At 45.9% G+C, this 17155-nt stretch carries 12 protein-coding genes; 2 read left to right on the forward strand and 10 right to left on the reverse strand.

The genetic code is table 11. The features are described from left to right. Window positions 1-13: 13 nt before the first annotated feature. From V6984_RS17670 to V6984_RS17680, 3 genes are all read right to left on the reverse strand, one after another. Window positions 14-2404 carry a GH36-type glycosyl hydrolase domain-containing protein gene (locus V6984_RS17670; RefSeq protein WP_342756921.1) on the reverse strand — a complete coding sequence of 797 codons (2391 nt, stop codon included), beginning with the start codon at window positions 2402-2404 and terminating at the stop codon, window positions 14-16. 154 nt (window positions 2405-2558) lie between these two features. After that, a complete protein-coding gene (locus tag V6984_RS17675; RefSeq protein WP_342756922.1) occupies window positions 2559-3575 on the reverse strand; it encodes a dipeptidase in 1017 nt (338 codons plus the stop codon). Between the two features lie 29 nt (window positions 3576-3604). Continuing rightward, window positions 3605-4522: a carbohydrate kinase family protein gene (locus tag V6984_RS17680; RefSeq protein WP_342756923.1), complete on the reverse strand. Its 918-nt coding sequence runs from the start codon at window positions 4520-4522 to the stop codon at window positions 3605-3607. Window positions 4523-4706: 184 nt separating this feature from the next. On the opposite strand from V6984_RS17680, the gene V6984_RS17685 reads away from it, so the two are divergent. Continuing rightward, the gene (locus V6984_RS17685; protein ID WP_342756924.1) at window positions 4707-5468 is read left to right on the forward strand and encodes a DUF6062 family protein; all 762 of its coding nucleotides are present in this window, start codon (window positions 4707-4709) and stop codon (window positions 5466-5468) included. A gap of 26 nt (window positions 5469-5494) precedes the next feature. Here V6984_RS17685 and V6984_RS17690 read toward each other — a convergent pair whose 3' ends face one another. After that, the gene (locus tag V6984_RS17690; RefSeq protein ID WP_342756925.1) at window positions 5495-6097 is read right to left on the reverse strand and encodes a TetR/AcrR family transcriptional regulator; all 603 of its coding nucleotides are present in this window, start codon (window positions 6095-6097) and stop codon (window positions 5495-5497) included. A gap of 202 nt (window positions 6098-6299) precedes the next feature. On the opposite strand from V6984_RS17690, the gene V6984_RS17695 reads away from it, so the two are divergent. Beyond that, on the forward strand, window positions 6300-6671 hold the full coding sequence (locus tag V6984_RS17695; protein ID WP_342756926.1) for a hypothetical protein: 372 nt from the start codon (window positions 6300-6302) through the stop codon (window positions 6669-6671). 218 nt (window positions 6672-6889) lie between these two features. On the opposite strand, the gene V6984_RS17700 is transcribed toward V6984_RS17695, so the two are convergent. From V6984_RS17700 to V6984_RS17725, 6 genes are all read right to left on the reverse strand, one after another. Next, window positions 6890-8314: a PLP-dependent aminotransferase family protein gene (locus V6984_RS17700; RefSeq protein ID WP_342756927.1), complete on the reverse strand. Its 1425-nt coding sequence runs from the start codon at window positions 8312-8314 to the stop codon at window positions 6890-6892. A gap of 18 nt (window positions 8315-8332) precedes the next feature. Next, window positions 8333-9187: a DUF2225 domain-containing protein gene (locus V6984_RS17705; protein ID WP_342756928.1), complete on the reverse strand. Its 855-nt coding sequence runs from the start codon at window positions 9185-9187 to the stop codon at window positions 8333-8335. A gap of 27 nt (window positions 9188-9214) precedes the next feature. Then, window positions 9215-10903, reverse strand: coding sequence for a glutamine--tRNA ligase/YqeY domain fusion protein (locus tag V6984_RS17710; RefSeq protein ID WP_342756929.1), 1689 nt, complete (start codon window positions 10901-10903; stop codon window positions 9215-9217). A gap of 502 nt (window positions 10904-11405) precedes the next feature. Next, on the reverse strand, window positions 11406-12941 hold the full coding sequence (locus tag V6984_RS17715) for a DHH family phosphoesterase (protein ID WP_342756930.1): 1536 nt from the start codon (window positions 12939-12941) through the stop codon (window positions 11406-11408). A 5-nt stretch (window positions 12942-12946) separates the two neighbouring features. Further along, complete coding sequence (gene purH, locus V6984_RS17720; RefSeq protein ID WP_342756931.1) at window positions 12947-14500, reverse strand: bifunctional phosphoribosylaminoimidazolecarboxamide formyltransferase/IMP cyclohydrolase; 1554 nt, start codon at window positions 14498-14500, stop codon at window positions 12947-12949. Continuing rightward, window positions 14497-17148 carry a sensor domain-containing phosphodiesterase gene (locus V6984_RS17725; protein ID WP_342756932.1) on the reverse strand — a complete coding sequence of 884 codons (2652 nt, stop codon included), beginning with the start codon at window positions 17146-17148 and terminating at the stop codon, window positions 14497-14499. Before V6984_RS17725 ends, purH begins: the two co-directional genes overlap by 4 nt. Window positions 17149-17155: the final 7 nt, after the last annotated feature.

A 17155-nucleotide genomic window follows, 5' to 3' on the forward strand; every position in this document is an offset into this window, starting at 1 on the left:
CTCCCTTCTTTTGTTACCCCATCACCACTTTTACCCGATGGGCCGTTCCTTTATCCACGAGCGGAATGCACTCTACTTTCTCACCGTCCAGGTAAAGCTCCTTTACCCCTTTCATGACACCATCAGGGTTTACCACCTCGATATGATAATCCACGCCCCTCCACTGCCTTAGCATAGAGAATTCCTTCCACTCAGCAGGAATACAAGGGTCGATTTCCAAATACTCGAACTGCGGCCTTATGCCCAGTATGTATCTGGTTGCCGAGAAATAGGCCCAGCCGCCCGTGCCTGTCATGAACGGATGTCTCGCGCGTCCGTGGGCAGTATGGTCCCGTCCCATAATAAACTGGCAATAGGAATAGGGCTCTGCCTCCCTTATATCTATTTTATCGTTCTGGTAATAAGGGCATAATGCATTATAGAACTTCATGGCACGATCGCCTCGTCCAAGCTTGCATTCCGCCGCCCATGCCCAGGGATTGGGATGGGAGAATACTGCGCCGTTTTCCTTAACGCCAGGGTATACTCTCGTTACAAAACCGATGTCCTCATCCGGCACTGTATAGGAAGGAGCGTTCAGCATGATTCCCCAAGGCGTATAAAGATATTCGTCTACGCTGTCCATGGCGCGGATTCCCTTCTCATGATCAGCCGCTCCCGAAAGAACCGCCCATGAGTTGGACTCGAGATGAACTTTTCCTTCTTTATCGGAATGAGTGCCAATTTTTTTGCCGTTCTTAGTAATACCGCGTATAAACCATTCTCCGTCCCACAGCTCATCATTACATACCTTTTTAACCGTTTCTGACATTTCGGTATATTTTACAACTTCCTTTTCTCTGCCCAAATATCTTGCCAGCTCCAGGAAGTTCTCGATAGCCCAGTAATGGAGGAAGGATACCATGGCGCTTTCACCGCCGCCGAGATTCAGGCAGTCGTTCCAGTCCGCACGAAGTCCCTTACAGATTCCCGTAGCTCCTACCTGCTCGGCCGAAAAGTCCAGAATCCGCATCATATGCTCATAAACAGTGCCTTCGCCGCCGTCCGCATAGGTAATCACTTCATCTGCAAAGGCCTTGTCTCCCGTTTCCTTTATAAATTCCACAATAGAGGATACCAGCCATAGCGCGTCGTCGGAGCAGGCGTCCTTTAAGCCGTGTATGATATTATCCTTATCCGGAGAAGGAATGACCGTAGGCGAATTGAACGGCTTTTCTTCATGATCCGGTTCAAACCATTCCGGCTGGAACAAGTGCAGTCCGTATCCCTTCGATACGAGACCGCGCAGCAGTTCTACGATACGCTGTCTGCATTTTTCCGGATTGGAGTGGGGAATCGTCATGGCATCCTGCGCCGTATCGCGGTATCCCAATCCCACTCGTCCTCCCACTTCGATAAAAGATGCGAACCGGGAAAACATTACGTTGATTTCTGCTTGGTATAAGGTCCATGTGTTGATCAGCGTATTCATGCCTTCATTCGGAGTATTGATCTGAAGCTTCTCAAATTTATTGTTCCAGTATTTCCTTAAATCCTCATATACCTTATCGACTGCGGAAAAGTCGCTGTACTTTGCCTTCGCTTTCTTTCCTTCATCCCTTCTGCCTTCCCCCAGCATGAATACCACTCTGACTTCTTCTCCCGGCTGCAATACGATGTTCTTCTGTAAGGAGCCGCAGTGATTATTGCCAAGCTCATGAGAGCCGCTGCACTTACCTCTCTCCACTGCCGCCGGATTGTCCTCCGTATGGTAAAGCCCCAGAAACTTGTCTCTTAAGCAATCATAACCGTCCGGCTCGAAATTGGACGCAAAATATTGATACCCGAATTCTTCATAGAATAAATCATGTTCGATGATGCCGTCCTCATAGGAGGAGCCGGCGCAGTACATGCTCATCTGGAAGTTCTGGTTATCGATCATTACATGGTGAAAGGAGAATTCGCAATAAGAAAACAGACTTAAATCTCTCGGTCTATCGTCCTCATTCTTAATTGTTACATCCCATAGCTCCACCGAATCATTAAGCGGCACGACCAGGGTCTGTGTCGCTTTTATTTTGCTGTAGCCGCATTCGTAAATCGAATAAGACATACCGTGGCGGCATGTGTACTTCGCTTCCTCCAGTGATTTTCCTACCGGCTGCCATGATATGCTCCAGTAGTCCTCACTGTCATTATCTCTTATGTATACGTAGTGACCCGGTCTGTCCATGGGTATGCTGTTTCCGCGAAATCTCGTTACTCGATGGTACTCCGGAGTCTTATAGAACATATAGCCTCCGGCCGTGTGGTTCACCACCACGCACATATCCTGTACGCCGAGGTAATTGGTCCACGATGTGGGTATATCCACTCTGTCGATTACATATTCCCGCTTCTCGTTGTCAAAATGTCCGTACTGCATCCACTTCATCCTCCTAATCTAATCGGTATACCTCCAAGCAGAGTCAGAGGATATATCCGTAACCTTCTATGCTTAGATTATATATCGCCAAGGAGAACGGGCACATTGCTAAGTATGTTAATATTTGTATTTTGTTGTTCGATTGCTTTACCGCTCACAATAACTCTTTGTAAAGCCGCAGAACATTTTTATAGAAGATCTTCTCTACCTGGTCATTAGAAAATCCCGCCATGCAAAGGGCTTCCGAGAGTTCCTGAAGATGCGAATAGTCGGGCAGCTCTTCATGCCCTTCTATCCCGTCAAAGTCGCTTCCAAGACCGAGGCAGTCAATGCCTCCGACATTAGTGATATATTTCGCATGCTCTACAATTGAAGCAATTGTACCTGTATTCTTTTCCCCTTTTGACACCTCTGTCAAAAAATCGGGGCAGAAATTAAGCCCTATCACTCCGCCGCGCAATGCTATCTTACGTATCATTTCATCCGTTAGATTCCTTACCCATGGACAAACTGCTCTGGCATTGGAGTGACTGGCCACAAAAGGCTTTTTCGTAGTCTCAAGCACATCGTAAAAGCCCTTGTCGGACAGATGAGATACATCGATGATCATTCCGATACGTTCCATCTCCGTCACGATTTCTACCCCCTGCTCAGTCAGTCCGTTCTCCGTATCCGCAATCTTATAGAAGGGAACACTCTCACCCTCTATCTGACGGCCTTCATAGTTCCCCGCACGCACATTGGGATGGCCTATTTCATTAGGATAATTCCACGTCAGAGTCATCATGCGCACACCAAGTCTGTACATATCTCTAAGATAGGCGAGGTTTCCTTTACAGACAGCGCCCTCTTCTACCGTGAGCAGCGCTGATATTTTGCCTTCTGCAATATTTTTCTCAATATCCTTCCAACAAAAAACAGGAGCAATCATGTCCCTGTTTTTTCCCAATTCATTATAATACAGGTCCGCCATCCGCAGGAATTCTTCCAAAGGATTCTCAGCCCTCTCCTTATGGATGAAGATGGCGAAATTCTGCAAAAGGGCATCACCCTTATTCAGCTTCGTCAAATCGATGTGGCAGTTGTTTCTGCGCAGGCTCTCGTCCTGACCTTCTTTTATCCTTTTATATAATTCGGAAATCGTGTCGCAGTGCATATCTACAGCCTTCATTTTCCTATTCCCTCACTTCTGCCTTATTCCTATCTTCCGTCCCTCCAGATCAAATTGCGCCATTGTACAATTTGCTCCTCTGTCAAGAATCCATTAGAGGTTCCCATAAAACCTATTTTATAGGAAGCAAAAAGGAGCGCGTTCTTCACCGCGAACACTGAATCCTGTGTCTTATTATAAAAATGAAGGAAGCAGGAAAACAGCGCATTACCGGCACCAACCGTATTCACCAGTCCGTGGGTCCTCACCGTATTATAATGAGCGATGATGTTTTTGTTCTTATCATATAATATGAGGCCTTCCGCTCCCTGACCTAAGATAATGATTTCCGGCCGATATTTTGCCGCAAGAGACTTCACGAATTCATAGGGTTCTTCAATCAGATGATCGTCGCTGACATACAGAATGTCGGCAGCCTTCAAATAATCCTCGTTATAGCAGATCTTGCTTTCCTGATATTCTCTGATATTTACTGCGATAGGCTTGCGAAGTTCCTTACCGATTCCAATAAGAGGCCGACAGAAATTAGCGTTGGACAATACGAGCATCTCCGCTCTCGCTGCGCGCTCCTCGAATAAATGCAAATCATAAGAAGTCTCCCTCAAATCCTTAATATCCTCAAAAATCTGCTGTTTCCTCTCTTCATCATAAAATACTGCTGCAGTAGGTGTATTCTGAAGCAGGGGTAATATATAATCGGTTACCAGTGTTACTTCGCTTCCCTTGGGGTTAATCAGCTCCATGCTTTCATCGACGCCCACCATGGACATGAAATCCACTGAGTTTCCCAGCCACTTTAACGCTAGGGATTCATTATAAGCATCCCCTCCGGCGTTTATAAAGATGGTACCAGGTTTATTCGTCACTCCACAGTATTCGATCGGAATCTTATCCACCTTAATGATCGTCTCTTTCTGTACAATTCCCGCCACTAAAAATTTACTCATACCTGCCCCTTCTCCGCTACACATTTTATAAATATTATACCATATGTTCCAAATATAGTCGACAAAGAACGAATTTTTCATGTATAATTGAAAATATATAATCAAAATATAATTTATATACAATTCCATTTATTATAAAAAGCAGACATCTTAGGTCTGAAAATATAGCTGGAGGCTGTAACATATGAAAGAAAAACTATATACGATCCCCCTAAACGATGCGGTAAACGCAAATGACGAATGCCCCTTTTGCATTATCGAAAGAAATGTTGAACAGGATTTATTGGATTTCGTACTGGGCTCCGGCTCTTCCTATATGGAAAGTGACGTGCGCGGCATGACGGACAAGGAAGGCTTTTGCCGAAATCATTTCAAGAAAATGTTCGAATATGGAAACACTCTCGGAAACGGCTGGATCCTGAAGACTCACTACGTTCGCATGAATCAGGAGATGTCGGAGCAGTTCAAAGCCTTCTCACCCAAAAAATCCTCTCTCTTAAACAAGCGGGGGAAAGGCGAGGGCCGTCAGAATTCCATCGGCATCTGGGCGGCGGAAAAAGAGAATTCCTGCTATATCTGCAAGCAGTTTAACGAAACCTATGGCAGATACATGGATACCTTCTTCATTCTATATCAGAAAGACAGTGCTTTTCGCGAAAAAATAGAACACAGCAAAGGTTTTTGCCTTCACCATTTCGGAGATTTGTGCGAGGCTGCTGAAAGCAAGCTCAGCAATAAAGAAAAAACGTCATTCTACCCTGCGATGTTCTCTCTCATGGAGAGAAACATGAAGCGCATGGCTGATGACGTAGCTTGGCTCGTAGAAAAATTCGATTACAGGAATAAGGATGCGGATTGGAAGGCTTCCAAAGATGCTGTCCAAAGGGGAATGCAGAAATTAAAGGGGGGCTATCCGGCCGACCCACCCTATAAAATGAACAAGTAACAAGTAATTCCAGCAGGGTTCCTCACCTACTTGCAGGCTAATTGCTTTATCATGTCCAGATAGCCGTTGATCTCCTCGTTTAACATATCGGGATGGAAGGCCCCCTCAAAAAAGCTCCTGTTCATTATACCCTGAATCGTATATTCGATCATACATGAAAGCTTTGCCGGGTCCGCGCCATGCTTAAAGGGAGATAGGTCTGCCCTATTCATAATAGCCTCCCTCGCCTCCTTAAGGACGTTCTTCTTCTCTTCGGCAGCTAACAGCGCCTCCTTCACGTCCTCCCATCCGGTACGATCTATAAACTTCTGCATATAAGGATAATTCTTGAGCACTTGGAATTTAGCCGCTTCTATCTGCTTCAACAGGAGAAAAAAGTCCTCTTCTTTCTTACCTACGCGGGTTGAAAGTTCCAAAGACATAAAGCGTACGCTGTAATCTATGAGAAACTCATAAAGTCCCAGCTTGCTCGTAAAATAATGAAACAGCAATCCCTTGCTTATTCCAGCCTCTGCCACGATATCGTCCGTACTGGCATGCCTATAGCCGTTCTTCGCAAATATTTTCAAAGCAGCGTTTATCATTCTATCTTGTTTTTCTTTTTTTAGATCAAAAAATTTCTCATTCACAGTATTTTCCAGGTCCTTTTTCCGCAGTTATTGACTTTATTGGTCGATTTTTAATATAACATATTTTCACAATAGATACAATAAAGTTTGATATTTTATATTTAACAAAAAAATTATGGTTTTTTTATACATATTCTCTTTTCAATTTGACAAAATAGTATTAATATGTTTCTATAACCTCGAAATTGAAAGGAGTACTTATATGGCAAAAAAATTCGGTAAATTTTTGATGTTTACTGCTGTCGCAGGAGCTGCCGCAGCCGGTGTTTATTATTATTTACAGAATAAGAATTCTTCTTATTCCGACGATTTGGATGATGATGATTTCGATGACTTTAGCGACGACCTTGACAGCGATACAGAAAAAGAGGACAGCAAGCGCAATTATGTTGACCTTCATTTGGAAAAAGCGGAAAATGCAGCCTCCGATGCCGTAAACCATTTGAGTGACGCCGCTGCCACTGCTGCTGATACCGCTAAGACGGTCGTAAAGGATACTGTGAAGGACGCGGTTGAAACTGCCGAGTCCAAGGTAGAAGAATTTTTTGACGACGACAGTGAAAATTCCATATAATTAAAACAAAAATAACGACTGCGCCCATGAAAATATTTAGAAGTTCTTTCTCCGGATATATGTTTTCTGCTATGTTTGGCGGGGATGGACTGAGAATCAGAACTTCTTATATATTGGAATCCGGCGCAGGAGTCTTTTTGTTTTGGACATATTGTCTAGGGCTGTTCGTAAAAAGGACCTTTTGACACCCTAATCCTATTACACAAAAAAGTCTCGTATCACATCCAGACTTTTTTTAATGACTCAAGCCCTTCTCTAATCTGCGTCTTGCTTAGGGCAGCATATCCCAAGATCACCATATCCTCTTTTCCTTTCGGCACATCCTGGCCTATATAAGCCTCTGAAAGCCCATATGCTCTCACGCCCTCTGCCGCTGCCAACTTTAACAGCTCCATTTCCCCCCGTCCGGACTTATCGCTAAGGAGAATATGAAGCCCTGCTCCCTCTCCGGATAGTTGGAAGCGTTCCTCCATATCCTTGCATTCACTAAGAAGCAAATCGTGCTTTTCCCTGTATATTTTCCTCATCTTGTTCAAATGGCGCTCGAAATGCCCTTTTTCAATAAATTCACTCAATATCCGCTGGTCGATTCTGGACACCGTGGTGGAATAAAAAGAACACTTTTTCTCATATCTCTCCAGCAGGGGCAGCGGGAGAACCATGTAGCTGATACGAATGGCAGGTGCGATAGCCTTAGAAAACGTTCCGATGTAAATCACCTTTCCAGCCCAATCAGAAGCCTGAAGAGACGGTACCGGTTTGCCCTTGAATCGAAATTCACTGTCGTAATCGTCCTCAATCAGATATCGTTCCTCTTTCTCCTCCGCCCACTTAAGCAGCTCCATACGCCGCCCGATGGGCATGACGATTCCCGTAGGATACTGATGGGAGGGCATTACATAAGCCACCTGCGCATCGCTTTCCCTAAGCCTCTCCACGCTCATTCCTCCACCGTCCAGCTCTACAGGGCTGATTTGGTACGCAAAGGAATCGAAGATGCGGTACGCTCTCTTATAAGTGGGATTCTCCATGGCGATCTTCACATGCCGCCCTAATATCTTCTCCAAAAGCATGAGCAGGTAATCATTGCCCGCACCCACAATAATCTGCTCCGGCATGCAGTTCACTCCTCTGGAGGAATGCAGATAGCGGCTGATGATTTCTCTCAGCTTCCAATCACCCTTAGAGGAGCCGGAAGCGAACATCTCACTGTTGGCATCTACAAGAATATTTTTCGTTATTTTCTTCCAGGTGGCGAATGGAAAAGCCGTCATGTCGATAGCATTAGGCGAGAAATCAAATAAATAGTGCATTTTCTTCTCATCCTGTTCGAATCTCGCCTTAGGCAGCTCTCCCGGCCTCCTTCCGCTTTCTCCTTCCAGAAAAAATATCTCGTCCATCCCGCATACGAAATAGCCTTTGTAAGGTTTGGACTCTATATATCCCTCGGACAGAAGCTGTCCGTAGGCAATTTCCACCGTACCTCGCGATACTGCGAGAAATTCCGCCAAAGAACGCGTAGAGGGAAGCTTTTCATCTTTGAGAAGCTTCCCTTTTCTTATCTCTTGCCTGATATGTTCATAGATTTGCTCATATAAATGTGTTTCGCCGTCCTGACGAAGTTCAATGGTCAAATCGTTCATCGTTTCCTGTCTTTCTTACTACTTTCCTGCATTTTTCAGCTTGATCTGCTTTACAATCTGATCTTTCAGGGTACGTGCCTTCTCCTTCATTCGAGGGTTCGTAGTAGGAGACGCGATAATCTGAGAAATCAGCTTCGACGCTACATCGAACTGCTCAAATCTAATAGCGATTACTGAAATCAGGTAGTCTACCGTAGGCTCATCCATACCGCACATCGGGAAGCTTTCCGTCTGTCTTGCTGCCAGAAAACCATCCAACGCATTTCTCAAGAATTCAGCCTCTTCTGTGTCTGCTTTCTTCCTCTCCGCAACATAATTCGGAGACCCCTTATCCAAACATTCTCCCTTTCCGCGCAGAAGCCATGCCGTTTTCAGGCAGATATACGCCTTTTCACTGGGCTTAGCAACCTTTACGATCGCATTAGCCAGCGTCAGCTTGTAGCGCTCTAACGCTTCATCATAGGTATAGATCTCCTTATATTCCGTAATCGGCTTAAACTTGCTGGAAATCGCCTCCTTAATTCTCTTAGCCTGCGGTGATGTGATAAATTTAAAATATCTGCTGAGCGCCGCATAGCCGCAACTGGGGCACATGATAATATCATATTTGAGCAAATCCACATGCTCATATTTTGGACGCAGGTCCATATCCGTTCCTATTAATTTAGCCTTACCTATTTTAACAGTCCTCGTCTTAAACTCCTTGTCACAAATAGGACAGGTAAAGGTCTTATCAAATAAAAAGTCCTGTTCCTGAACGACCTGCGGGGCATCCGCCTTCGCTTCTTCCTCCTGCTTCGGCTTCTCATACAGATCCATATTCTCCAAGCCGCTCAGACCAAATTGTTCCAATCCCGATAATAATCCAGACATACTCAACCTCCAATATCCATTTTTCCTTTAGTTTTTAGGCAATACATAAGAACTTTTTAAGGATACAATTCTATTAAATACAAGACCGTCCGGCTTTGAATCCTTATGGTCCACACAAAAATACCCCTGACGCACAAACTGAAAACTTTCTAATTGCCTCGCCGCCGCTAATGCCGGCTCCAAATAGCATTCCTTCAATATGGTGAGGGAGTTAGGATTCAGATTGAGACTGCCGTCTTCATTATAAACGCCCTTTTCTTCATCTATAATGTTCTCATATAATCTAACCTCGGCCTTTACCGCCTGCTTTGCCGGTACCCAGTGAATGGTCCCCTTTACCTTTCTTCCGGTAAAGCCCAAGCCGCTTCTCGTCTCGGGATCGTAGGTACAGTGAACCTCTGTCACCTTGCCGCTTTCGTCCTTGACAAAGCTGGTACAGGTAACGAAGTAAGCGTTCATCAGACGTACCTCGTTGCCGGGATACAGACGGAAATATTTCTTCGGCGGTTCCTCCATAAAGTCCTCACGGTCAATATAGAGCTCTCTGCCGAAAGGAACTTCTCTCGTTCCCAGTTCTTCATTTTCCAAATTATTCGGAACGGTCATCATCTCTGTCTGACCCTCCGGATAATTATCGATAATCAGTTTCACGGGGTCCAGCACCGCCATCATCCTCGGCCGTTTAAGCTTTAAATCTTCTCTGATGCAAAATTCCAGCATCGCGTAATCAGCAGAAGAATTGCTCTTGGAAACGCCGCACAGGTCAACAAACATCTTAATGGACTCCGGCGTGAAACCTCTCCTCTTTAAAGCTGCGATGGATACAAGCCTCGGGTCGTCCCAGCCGTCCACAATGCCGTCCTCCACCATCTTCTTGATATATCTCTTTCCCGTTACCACATTGGTCAGATACATCTTCGCGAATTCAATCTGCTTGGGAGGGTTAGGATATTCCAGTTCTCTCACCACCCAGTCATAAAGAGGTCTGTGGTCCTCGAACTCCAGCGTACAGATGGAATGAGTAATGCCTTCGATAGCGTCCTCGATGGGATGAGCGAAGTCATACATCGGATAGATGCACCATCTGTCTCCCGTATTGTGATGTGTCATGTGTGCCACCCTGTAAATGATCGGGTCCCGCATATTGATGTTAGGCGACTTCATATCGATTTTCGCGCGCAACACCTTTTCTCCGTCCTTGTAAAGGCCGTTTTTCATATTTTCAAACAGCTCCAGATTCTCACTTACACCTCTGTCCCTGTTGGGGTCGTCCTTGCCGGGATCCGTAAGAGTACCTCGGTATTCACGCATCTGTTCCGCAGTTAAATCGGAAACATATGCCTTTCCCTTTTTAATTAATTTCACGGCGCCTTCGTACATCTGCTCGAAGTAATCGGAGGCAAAGTACAGACGATCCTCCCAGTCCGCTCCCAGCCATGCGATGTCCGCCTTAATGGATTCTACGAATTCCGTCTTCTCCTTCGTAGGGTTCGTGTCGTCGAAGCGCATGTTAAACTTGCCGTTATACTGCTGTGCCAGTCCGTAATTCAAAAGAATGCTCTTGGCATGTCCGATATGCAGATAACCGTTAGGCTCGGGAGGAAATCTTGTGTGTACGGTATCGTAAACGCCCTCCGCTAGATCCTTATCTATAATCTGTTCGATAAAATTTCTGGAACTGTTGTCTTTACTTTCTGCCTTTATTATTTCGCTCATGTTTCACTCTCTGCCTATAAAAATATTATGATATAAATATTTACAACAGGCTACCTCCTCAATGCTGACTGCAAGCAAAATTGCTAACACACCTATCTTAGCACAAAAAAAAGAAATAATAAAGGACTTTCCTTCTTCCACACGAAAAAAGGTTACAGTTCAACCTTCGGCTAAACTGTAACATGTATGCACACAAAATGCGATAGAACTGCATTTTGGCGCTTGCAGCCCTCGCATAATTGCATAGAGACGCAATTTTGGCTTCGCGGTATTTAAGGCTGTATAGTAATGAAAAAAGGACTGTTTTGTCTGTTTAAACAGTCCTTTTCCCCCCGCCTGCAAACGGAGGAAACTCTGCCTGTTCCGTCTGCTCATACTGCTCTAAGAATAAAAATAATAAACAATTGAACCTCCAAAATATTACCACATATTTCGTCCGTTTTTTTCTCCATGTAAAAACTCCCCTTTTAAATGTAATAATTCCCGCTTTCGCGGGAATAAATCACATTATCTCCTCATAGCTTTTGTGGAACAAATCCTTTTCCACAATATAAATATCGGTCTCATCCTCGCTTCTGACTGCCAGAAAATCACCGGGCTTTCCCAGAATATATTTCTCACTGTCCCATGCTGTAAATATCTTCACCCTATGGTCTAAAGCCATTGCATGGATGTAGGTCTCTCCGCTGGTAATACAGGTCTTCGCATAATCGGTCAAAATCTTACTGCTTCCGTCCAGTATATTTCTAACGGTAGGGACGTATTCATTTCCTGCCGTATACATCGAAGCATTGTATTTTTCATCAAGTGCCTGATAGCACTTCAGGAACTTCTTTTCTCTTATGGGATAAACCTCACCCTTAACGCCTATCATAATGATCAAATCCGGCTCCACCACCATATCTATGTCGCCCTCCAGCGTGCGGATCATGATAGGAGTGCCCTCGGGCAATATCCATACGGCCTTCACATACCCCACCGGAATCCTCTTTTTCTTATAGGCTTTCATTAGGCCGTAATCCACGGACACTTTTCCTGCCGTTATAATTTCGCAGTCTTTAAAATATTCGTTCATCCGCTGGCCGAAATAAGCCTCTGAATGAAGGGTGGGAAAATGCTCGCAGTACAGCTTCTTGGATATGACTCCTCCCGCCTTCTCTCTATGTCCGCCGCCGGAGCCGATACCTTCTGTCAAAAAAGCTGCCAGCTCGCTGGCGTTAACCTCCTTGATACAGCTCCTTACGGAAATCTTATACCGCTCCTCCTGTTCGTTATAGACAACGCAGGTATTCACCCCATCCACCTGAAGCAGAAAATCGCTGATCAAACCGAGAATATTCGGGTCACAGGGCTGGGATTTGATAATGGCGTACAGATAATCATCGTTATAGATATAGCGAAGCATAGCAATGCCCGCTATTTCCAGCTCCTCTAACGACAGATTGGAATTCCGGAATAAATTAATCAGACTCTTTTCATATGGCACGCTGTCCTTCATATCCATATCCAGCGGGTTGTAGACCTCCGCAAACTGATTCGTATCGGAATACAGACCATAATACAGAGCAGTTCCAAGGCTCTTTTGTCCCGCAAAATCAAAGCCTTCGTCCTTCATCATTTTCCATACTAAGGTAGAACAGCTTCCGAGGTTGGAACGGATCTCACTGAGGCGGACATCCTCGATTTCAATTTGATGATGGTCGATAATCGCTACCTGCGAAGCCTTAAGCTTCGTCACATTACCGGCTCCATACTGACAGTCCACCGTGATGAGCAGCCCTTCCACCGCCTCGTCCTTATCCCAATATTGAATGGGAATCTGAAGCTTTTCTATCATAAGCTCCAGATTCTTCTTCTGTATCCGGTTCTTTCCGCTGTAAATGAGAGCCGTGTCCTTATTTATGCTCCTGAAATAGCAGTAAAGGCCATAGCCCGAAGCGATGGCGTCCGCGTCCGGGTTATCGTGACATTGTATCGCGATGTGCTCATACCCCTCCAATTCCCTCAGCCGCATGTTCTCTCCTCTAGATTTATTCATTTTTATTAATGTTTAAAGTGTCTCATTCCTGTAAATACCATGGCGATGCCATATTCGTCGCACTTATCGATAGAGAGCTGATCTCTCATCGCTCCTCCCGGCTGAATGATAGCTGTAATTCCTGCCTGGTGAGCCGCCTCCACGATATCGTCAAAAGGGAAAAAGGCATCCGAAGCAAGTACCGCTCCCTTGGTCGCGTCCGGTCCGATTAATTCCTCTGCATGCTCGAAGCTCTGCTTCGTAGGCCATATGCGGTTCACCTGACCGGGGCCGATGCCGATGCTCTGCTTATCCGTCACTACGGCGATACCGTTGGACTTGACGAACTTTACTACCTTCATGCCGAACTTCATATCCTCCAGCTGGCTCTGGGTCGGCTGTGTCTTCGTAACTACCTTGAAATCCTCTTCTCTGTAAAGCTCTGAATCTATGGTCTGGATGATCAAACCGCCGTTTACCTTCTTCATATCATATGCATTAGGGTCTTGGCTAATTTCAATATCTTTCAGCTCGAGCACGCGAATGTTTTTCTTGGAGCAGAGTGTCTCCAAAGCTTCCTTTTCATATGAGGGCGCTACCACCACCTCAAGGAAAATTTCGTTCATCTCCTCCGCCATTTTCTTCGTCACTTCTCTGTTGCACACTACGATACCGCCGAAGATGGATGTCTTGTCCGCGCTGTAAGCGCCGGCCCACGCATCATAAATATTGTCGCGGCTGGCTACGCCGCAAGGATTGCCGTGTTTGCAGCCTACCACAGTAGGTTCCGAGAACTCCTTCAAAAGCTCCAGTGCACCGTTTGTATCGTTAATATTGTTAAAGGAAAGTTCTTTTCCGTTGTACTGCTTCGCATCCACGAGAGAGCCCTTCTTCCTGCCGATTTCCCGGTAAAAAGCTGCCTTCTGATGAGGATTTTCACCGTATCGCATCTCCTGCACCTTTTCAAAGGTCATGGTCAGCGTCTCCGGGAATCCGTGATCATTTCTCTCCTTCTTCAAATAATCCGCAATCATCGTATCGTAGTTGGAGGTGTGCATGAACACCTTCTGCATCAAACAGAACTTCGTATCCAGAGATACGCTGCCTTCCGCCTTAAGCTCGGAAAGCACCTTTTCATAATCGGAGGGATCCGTCACTACCGCAACATCCTGATAATTTTTTGCTGCGCTCCGAAGCATGGTCGGCCCGCCGATATCAATATTTTCTACCGCTTCCGCTCTTGTCACTCCATCTTTCAAAATCGTCGCCTTAAAGGGATAGAGATTCACGACCACGATATCTATGGGCCGGATGTCCAAAGTCTCGAGCTGTTTCATGTGCTCCGGATTGGAACGCATCGCCAAAAGTCCTGCATGTACCGCCGGATGAAGCGTTTTTACCCTTCCGTCCAGACACTCCGGAAAACCGGTAATCTCTGAAATTTCTACCGCTGGAACCCCCTCCTCTTTCAGCTTTGCATAGGTACCGCCAGTGGAAATAATCTGAGCTCCCAAGCCCGCAAGCTCCTTGGCGAACTCCACCACGCCCGTTTTGTCCGAAACACTGATCAATGCTCTCATTTCTTCTCCTCCTCGTATTTATCAATCTTCACATATCTATTCTCGAATTCCGCCCTCGGCAATGGCTTGTCAAAATAATAGCCCTGCACCAGACGTACCTTCATGCCTTCTAAAACTTTATATTGCTCCTTTGTCTCGATGCCCTCCACACAAATGGACACATCTATGGCATCAGCAAGCTCCGCCACCATGCGGATAAACGACTGAGAATAAGCATCACCCGCCAAATCCTTCACAAAGCTCTGATCTACCTTTATTACGTCAAAGGGGATCTCTCTTATATGATTTAAAGACGAGTAGCCGGTGCCGAAATCATCCAGAGCGATGCGCACACCCAGCTTCTTAATCTTAGCGAGTATAGACTTCATACGCTCCATGTCGTTGATTGCAAGACTTTCGGTCACCTCCAAGGTAAGATTCCTCGGGTTAATGCCGGTATCCTTCAAGGTCTGAGCGACGATTTCCACAATGTCCGTCTGCAGCAGCTGCACCACCGATAAATTCACGTTCACCTTGTAGTTGGGGTGCCCGTTATCATTCCACTGTTTACAGAAAAAGCAGGATTCTCTCAGCACATAGTTGCCGATAGGATTGATGAGCCCAAGATATTCCGCCAAAGGAATGAATTCAGCAGGGGTAATGAACCCCAGCTCCTCGCTGTTCCAGCGGATGAGCGCCTCTGCGCCCGTGCAGGGCGTTCCCGGCAGCTGTATATCCATGATCGGCTGGAAATAAACCTCGAATTCCTTATAGCCGGAGACGGCCGCGTCTCTCATATTCTTTTCCATATCCAGGCGTCTGTTGGAGCTGGAATCTATCTTGTCAGAATACAGCGCCACCCTGTTCTTTCCTAACTTCTTCGCCTCATACATGGCAATATCGGCTTTTTTTATGAGCTCGTGGACGCTCTCCCCTTCATCAGGAAAGTCTACGATACCCATGCTCATGGTGCAGTAATAATCTGCATCCTTCAAAAACCAGGGCTTAACGAAAATCTGCTTGATATCTGCGATAATCTGATCGAATTTGCTCCGGCTTTCCGGCGGAATGATGATGATGAACTCGTCTCCGCCTACACGATAGCAGGAATTCTCGATTTCCTCCACACGCTGAAGGCTGTGGGAAATCGCCTTAAGCAAGACATCTCCGTACTGATGGCCCAAACCGTCGTTGATATGCTTAAAATCATCCAGATCCAAATAGAGCAGCGCTCCCTTACTTCCGTCCTTTTTCGCCTCATCGATATGACGTGCCAAATCTCTTTCACAGCACAATCTGTTGTACAGACCGGTAAGGAAATCCGTGTAGGCCTGCTGTTCGATCTTCTTCTGATATACTTTTTTCTCCGTAATATCATAAATAGCAAAAAGAGTGACCGGTCTGCCGTCCACCCATGTGATATGGGTATAGTACAAGTCGTACCAGCGCTCCCGCTCCTCCTGGTAAACCTCCTGCTTTCCCCTTCTGTTGCCCTTAATCAGATCCTTCTCAAAGAGAAGGTCGAGCGTCTGGTTCTTAATTTCTTTTGAAAAGTTGTTGCGCAGGCCTCTGTTTGCGAACAACACCTCCCTCGTATGCATATCCCTTACATAAATAGAGCTTCCTACATTGTCCAGAATCATCTCTAATGAAGCATAGGAGCCCGCAAGAGAATTCTTCTGTATCCTCTTGGTAATAATGCCCTGCAATATTTTAACGCCGTCATTGAGGAACTTGACTTCCTCCACCCGCCACTGCCTTTCCTTTGCATTTTCTCCGAAGCATGCATAGAGGTTTATCGTTCCGCCAACGACGATAGGAATAACGATCAACGCCTTTACGCCGAAAAACTTCATTTTGTCCCGTTCCGCTGCATCCCACACGCTGCCGGCGGAGAGTACCAGCACTTTGTCCGTCTTCAGCACCTCGCCGCAGGACAGGTCCTTCGTCTTGTCGAAATTCGACACGACCCCTTTGTTACACCATTCCCCGGCGATATCCATCAGTCCTCCACTTTTATGAATACGACAAAGAACAGCCGTACTGATATCGAGATAGGTTCCCAATATTCTAAGCACGTCTGTCATAATCGCCTCAATCGTGTCGTCGCTTTCGAGAAGCTGCACCACATCAGCTATCGCTTCACCCCGCTTTAAAGAAGCGCTCATCTCATGCTCCGAGTAGCGGCTTCTTCTCGTCTCCGCTTCCGCATCCAGCATGGAAAATCTGATTTTCAAAAGAGCATATGTGGTATCTCTCAGCAAATCCAACGCATAGTAAAATTCTCGTTCCGTCACTCCATATTCGAAGTCATAGGAGGGCTCGTTCTCGCCGCCGCTTTCTTCCTCGTTTGTAAGAATCCCGAAGACAATCCAGACCGCCGCAACCTTTCCCTCCAGCATGATAGAAACTGCCGCAAGGCGCAGATTCGCGGCGGCGGTTTCCTCCACTGCCTGCTCCTCCAGGCCGCCTTCCGTGACTCTCTTAAAAATGCTGCGAAGCGCTTCCTCCGAAACCGCCCGCTTTATCTGCTCTATATCCGTATCTCTTCCCGATATTTCCGTAATTGGCTGTCCATCCGAATCAATGCAATAAGCGTATACATTCGTTGCACTACAAAACTTATCCTGCCATCTCTTCAGTGCCTTCTCATCGATTAAGTTCTGCACATGTTAC

The sequence above is a fragment of the Kineothrix sp. IPX-CK genome, from assembly GCF_039134705.1.
Classification (GTDB): Bacteria; Bacillota; Clostridia; order Lachnospirales; family Lachnospiraceae; genus Kineothrix; species Kineothrix sedimenti.

Excerpts from the sequence above, each read along its gene's own strand:
- V6984_RS17680 (WP_342756923.1), bottom strand. The coding sequence starts at position 4,522 with ATGAGTAAATTTTTAGTGGCGGGAATTGTACAGAAAGAGACGATCATT.
- V6984_RS17695 (WP_342756926.1), top strand. The coding sequence starts at position 6,300 with ATGGCAAAAAAATTCGGTAAATTTTTGATGTTTACTGCTGTCGCAGGA.
- V6984_RS17670 (WP_342756921.1), bottom strand. The coding sequence starts at position 2,404 with ATGCAGTACGGACATTTTGACAACGAGAAGCGGGAATATGTAATCGAC.
- V6984_RS17710 (WP_342756929.1), bottom strand. The coding sequence starts at position 10,903 with ATGAGCGAAATAATAAAGGCAGAAAGTAAAGACAACAGTTCCAGAAAT.
- V6984_RS17715 (WP_342756930.1), bottom strand. The coding sequence starts at position 12,941 with ATGAATAAATCTAGAGGAGAGAACATGCGGCTGAGGGAATTGGAGGGG.
- V6984_RS17700 (WP_342756927.1), bottom strand. The coding sequence starts at position 8,314 with ATGAACGATTTGACCATTGAACTTCGTCAGGACGGCGAAACACATTTA.
- purH (WP_342756931.1), bottom strand. The coding sequence starts at position 14,500 with ATGAGAGCATTGATCAGTGTTTCGGACAAAACGGGCGTGGTGGAGTTC.
- V6984_RS17685 (WP_342756924.1), top strand. The coding sequence starts at position 4,707 with ATGAAAGAAAAACTATATACGATCCCCCTAAACGATGCGGTAAACGCA.
- V6984_RS17675 (WP_342756922.1), bottom strand. The coding sequence starts at position 3,575 with ATGAAGGCTGTAGATATGCACTGCGACACGATTTCCGAATTATATAAA.
- V6984_RS17705 (WP_342756928.1), bottom strand. The coding sequence starts at position 9,187 with ATGTCTGGATTATTATCGGGATTGGAACAATTTGGTCTGAGCGGCTTG.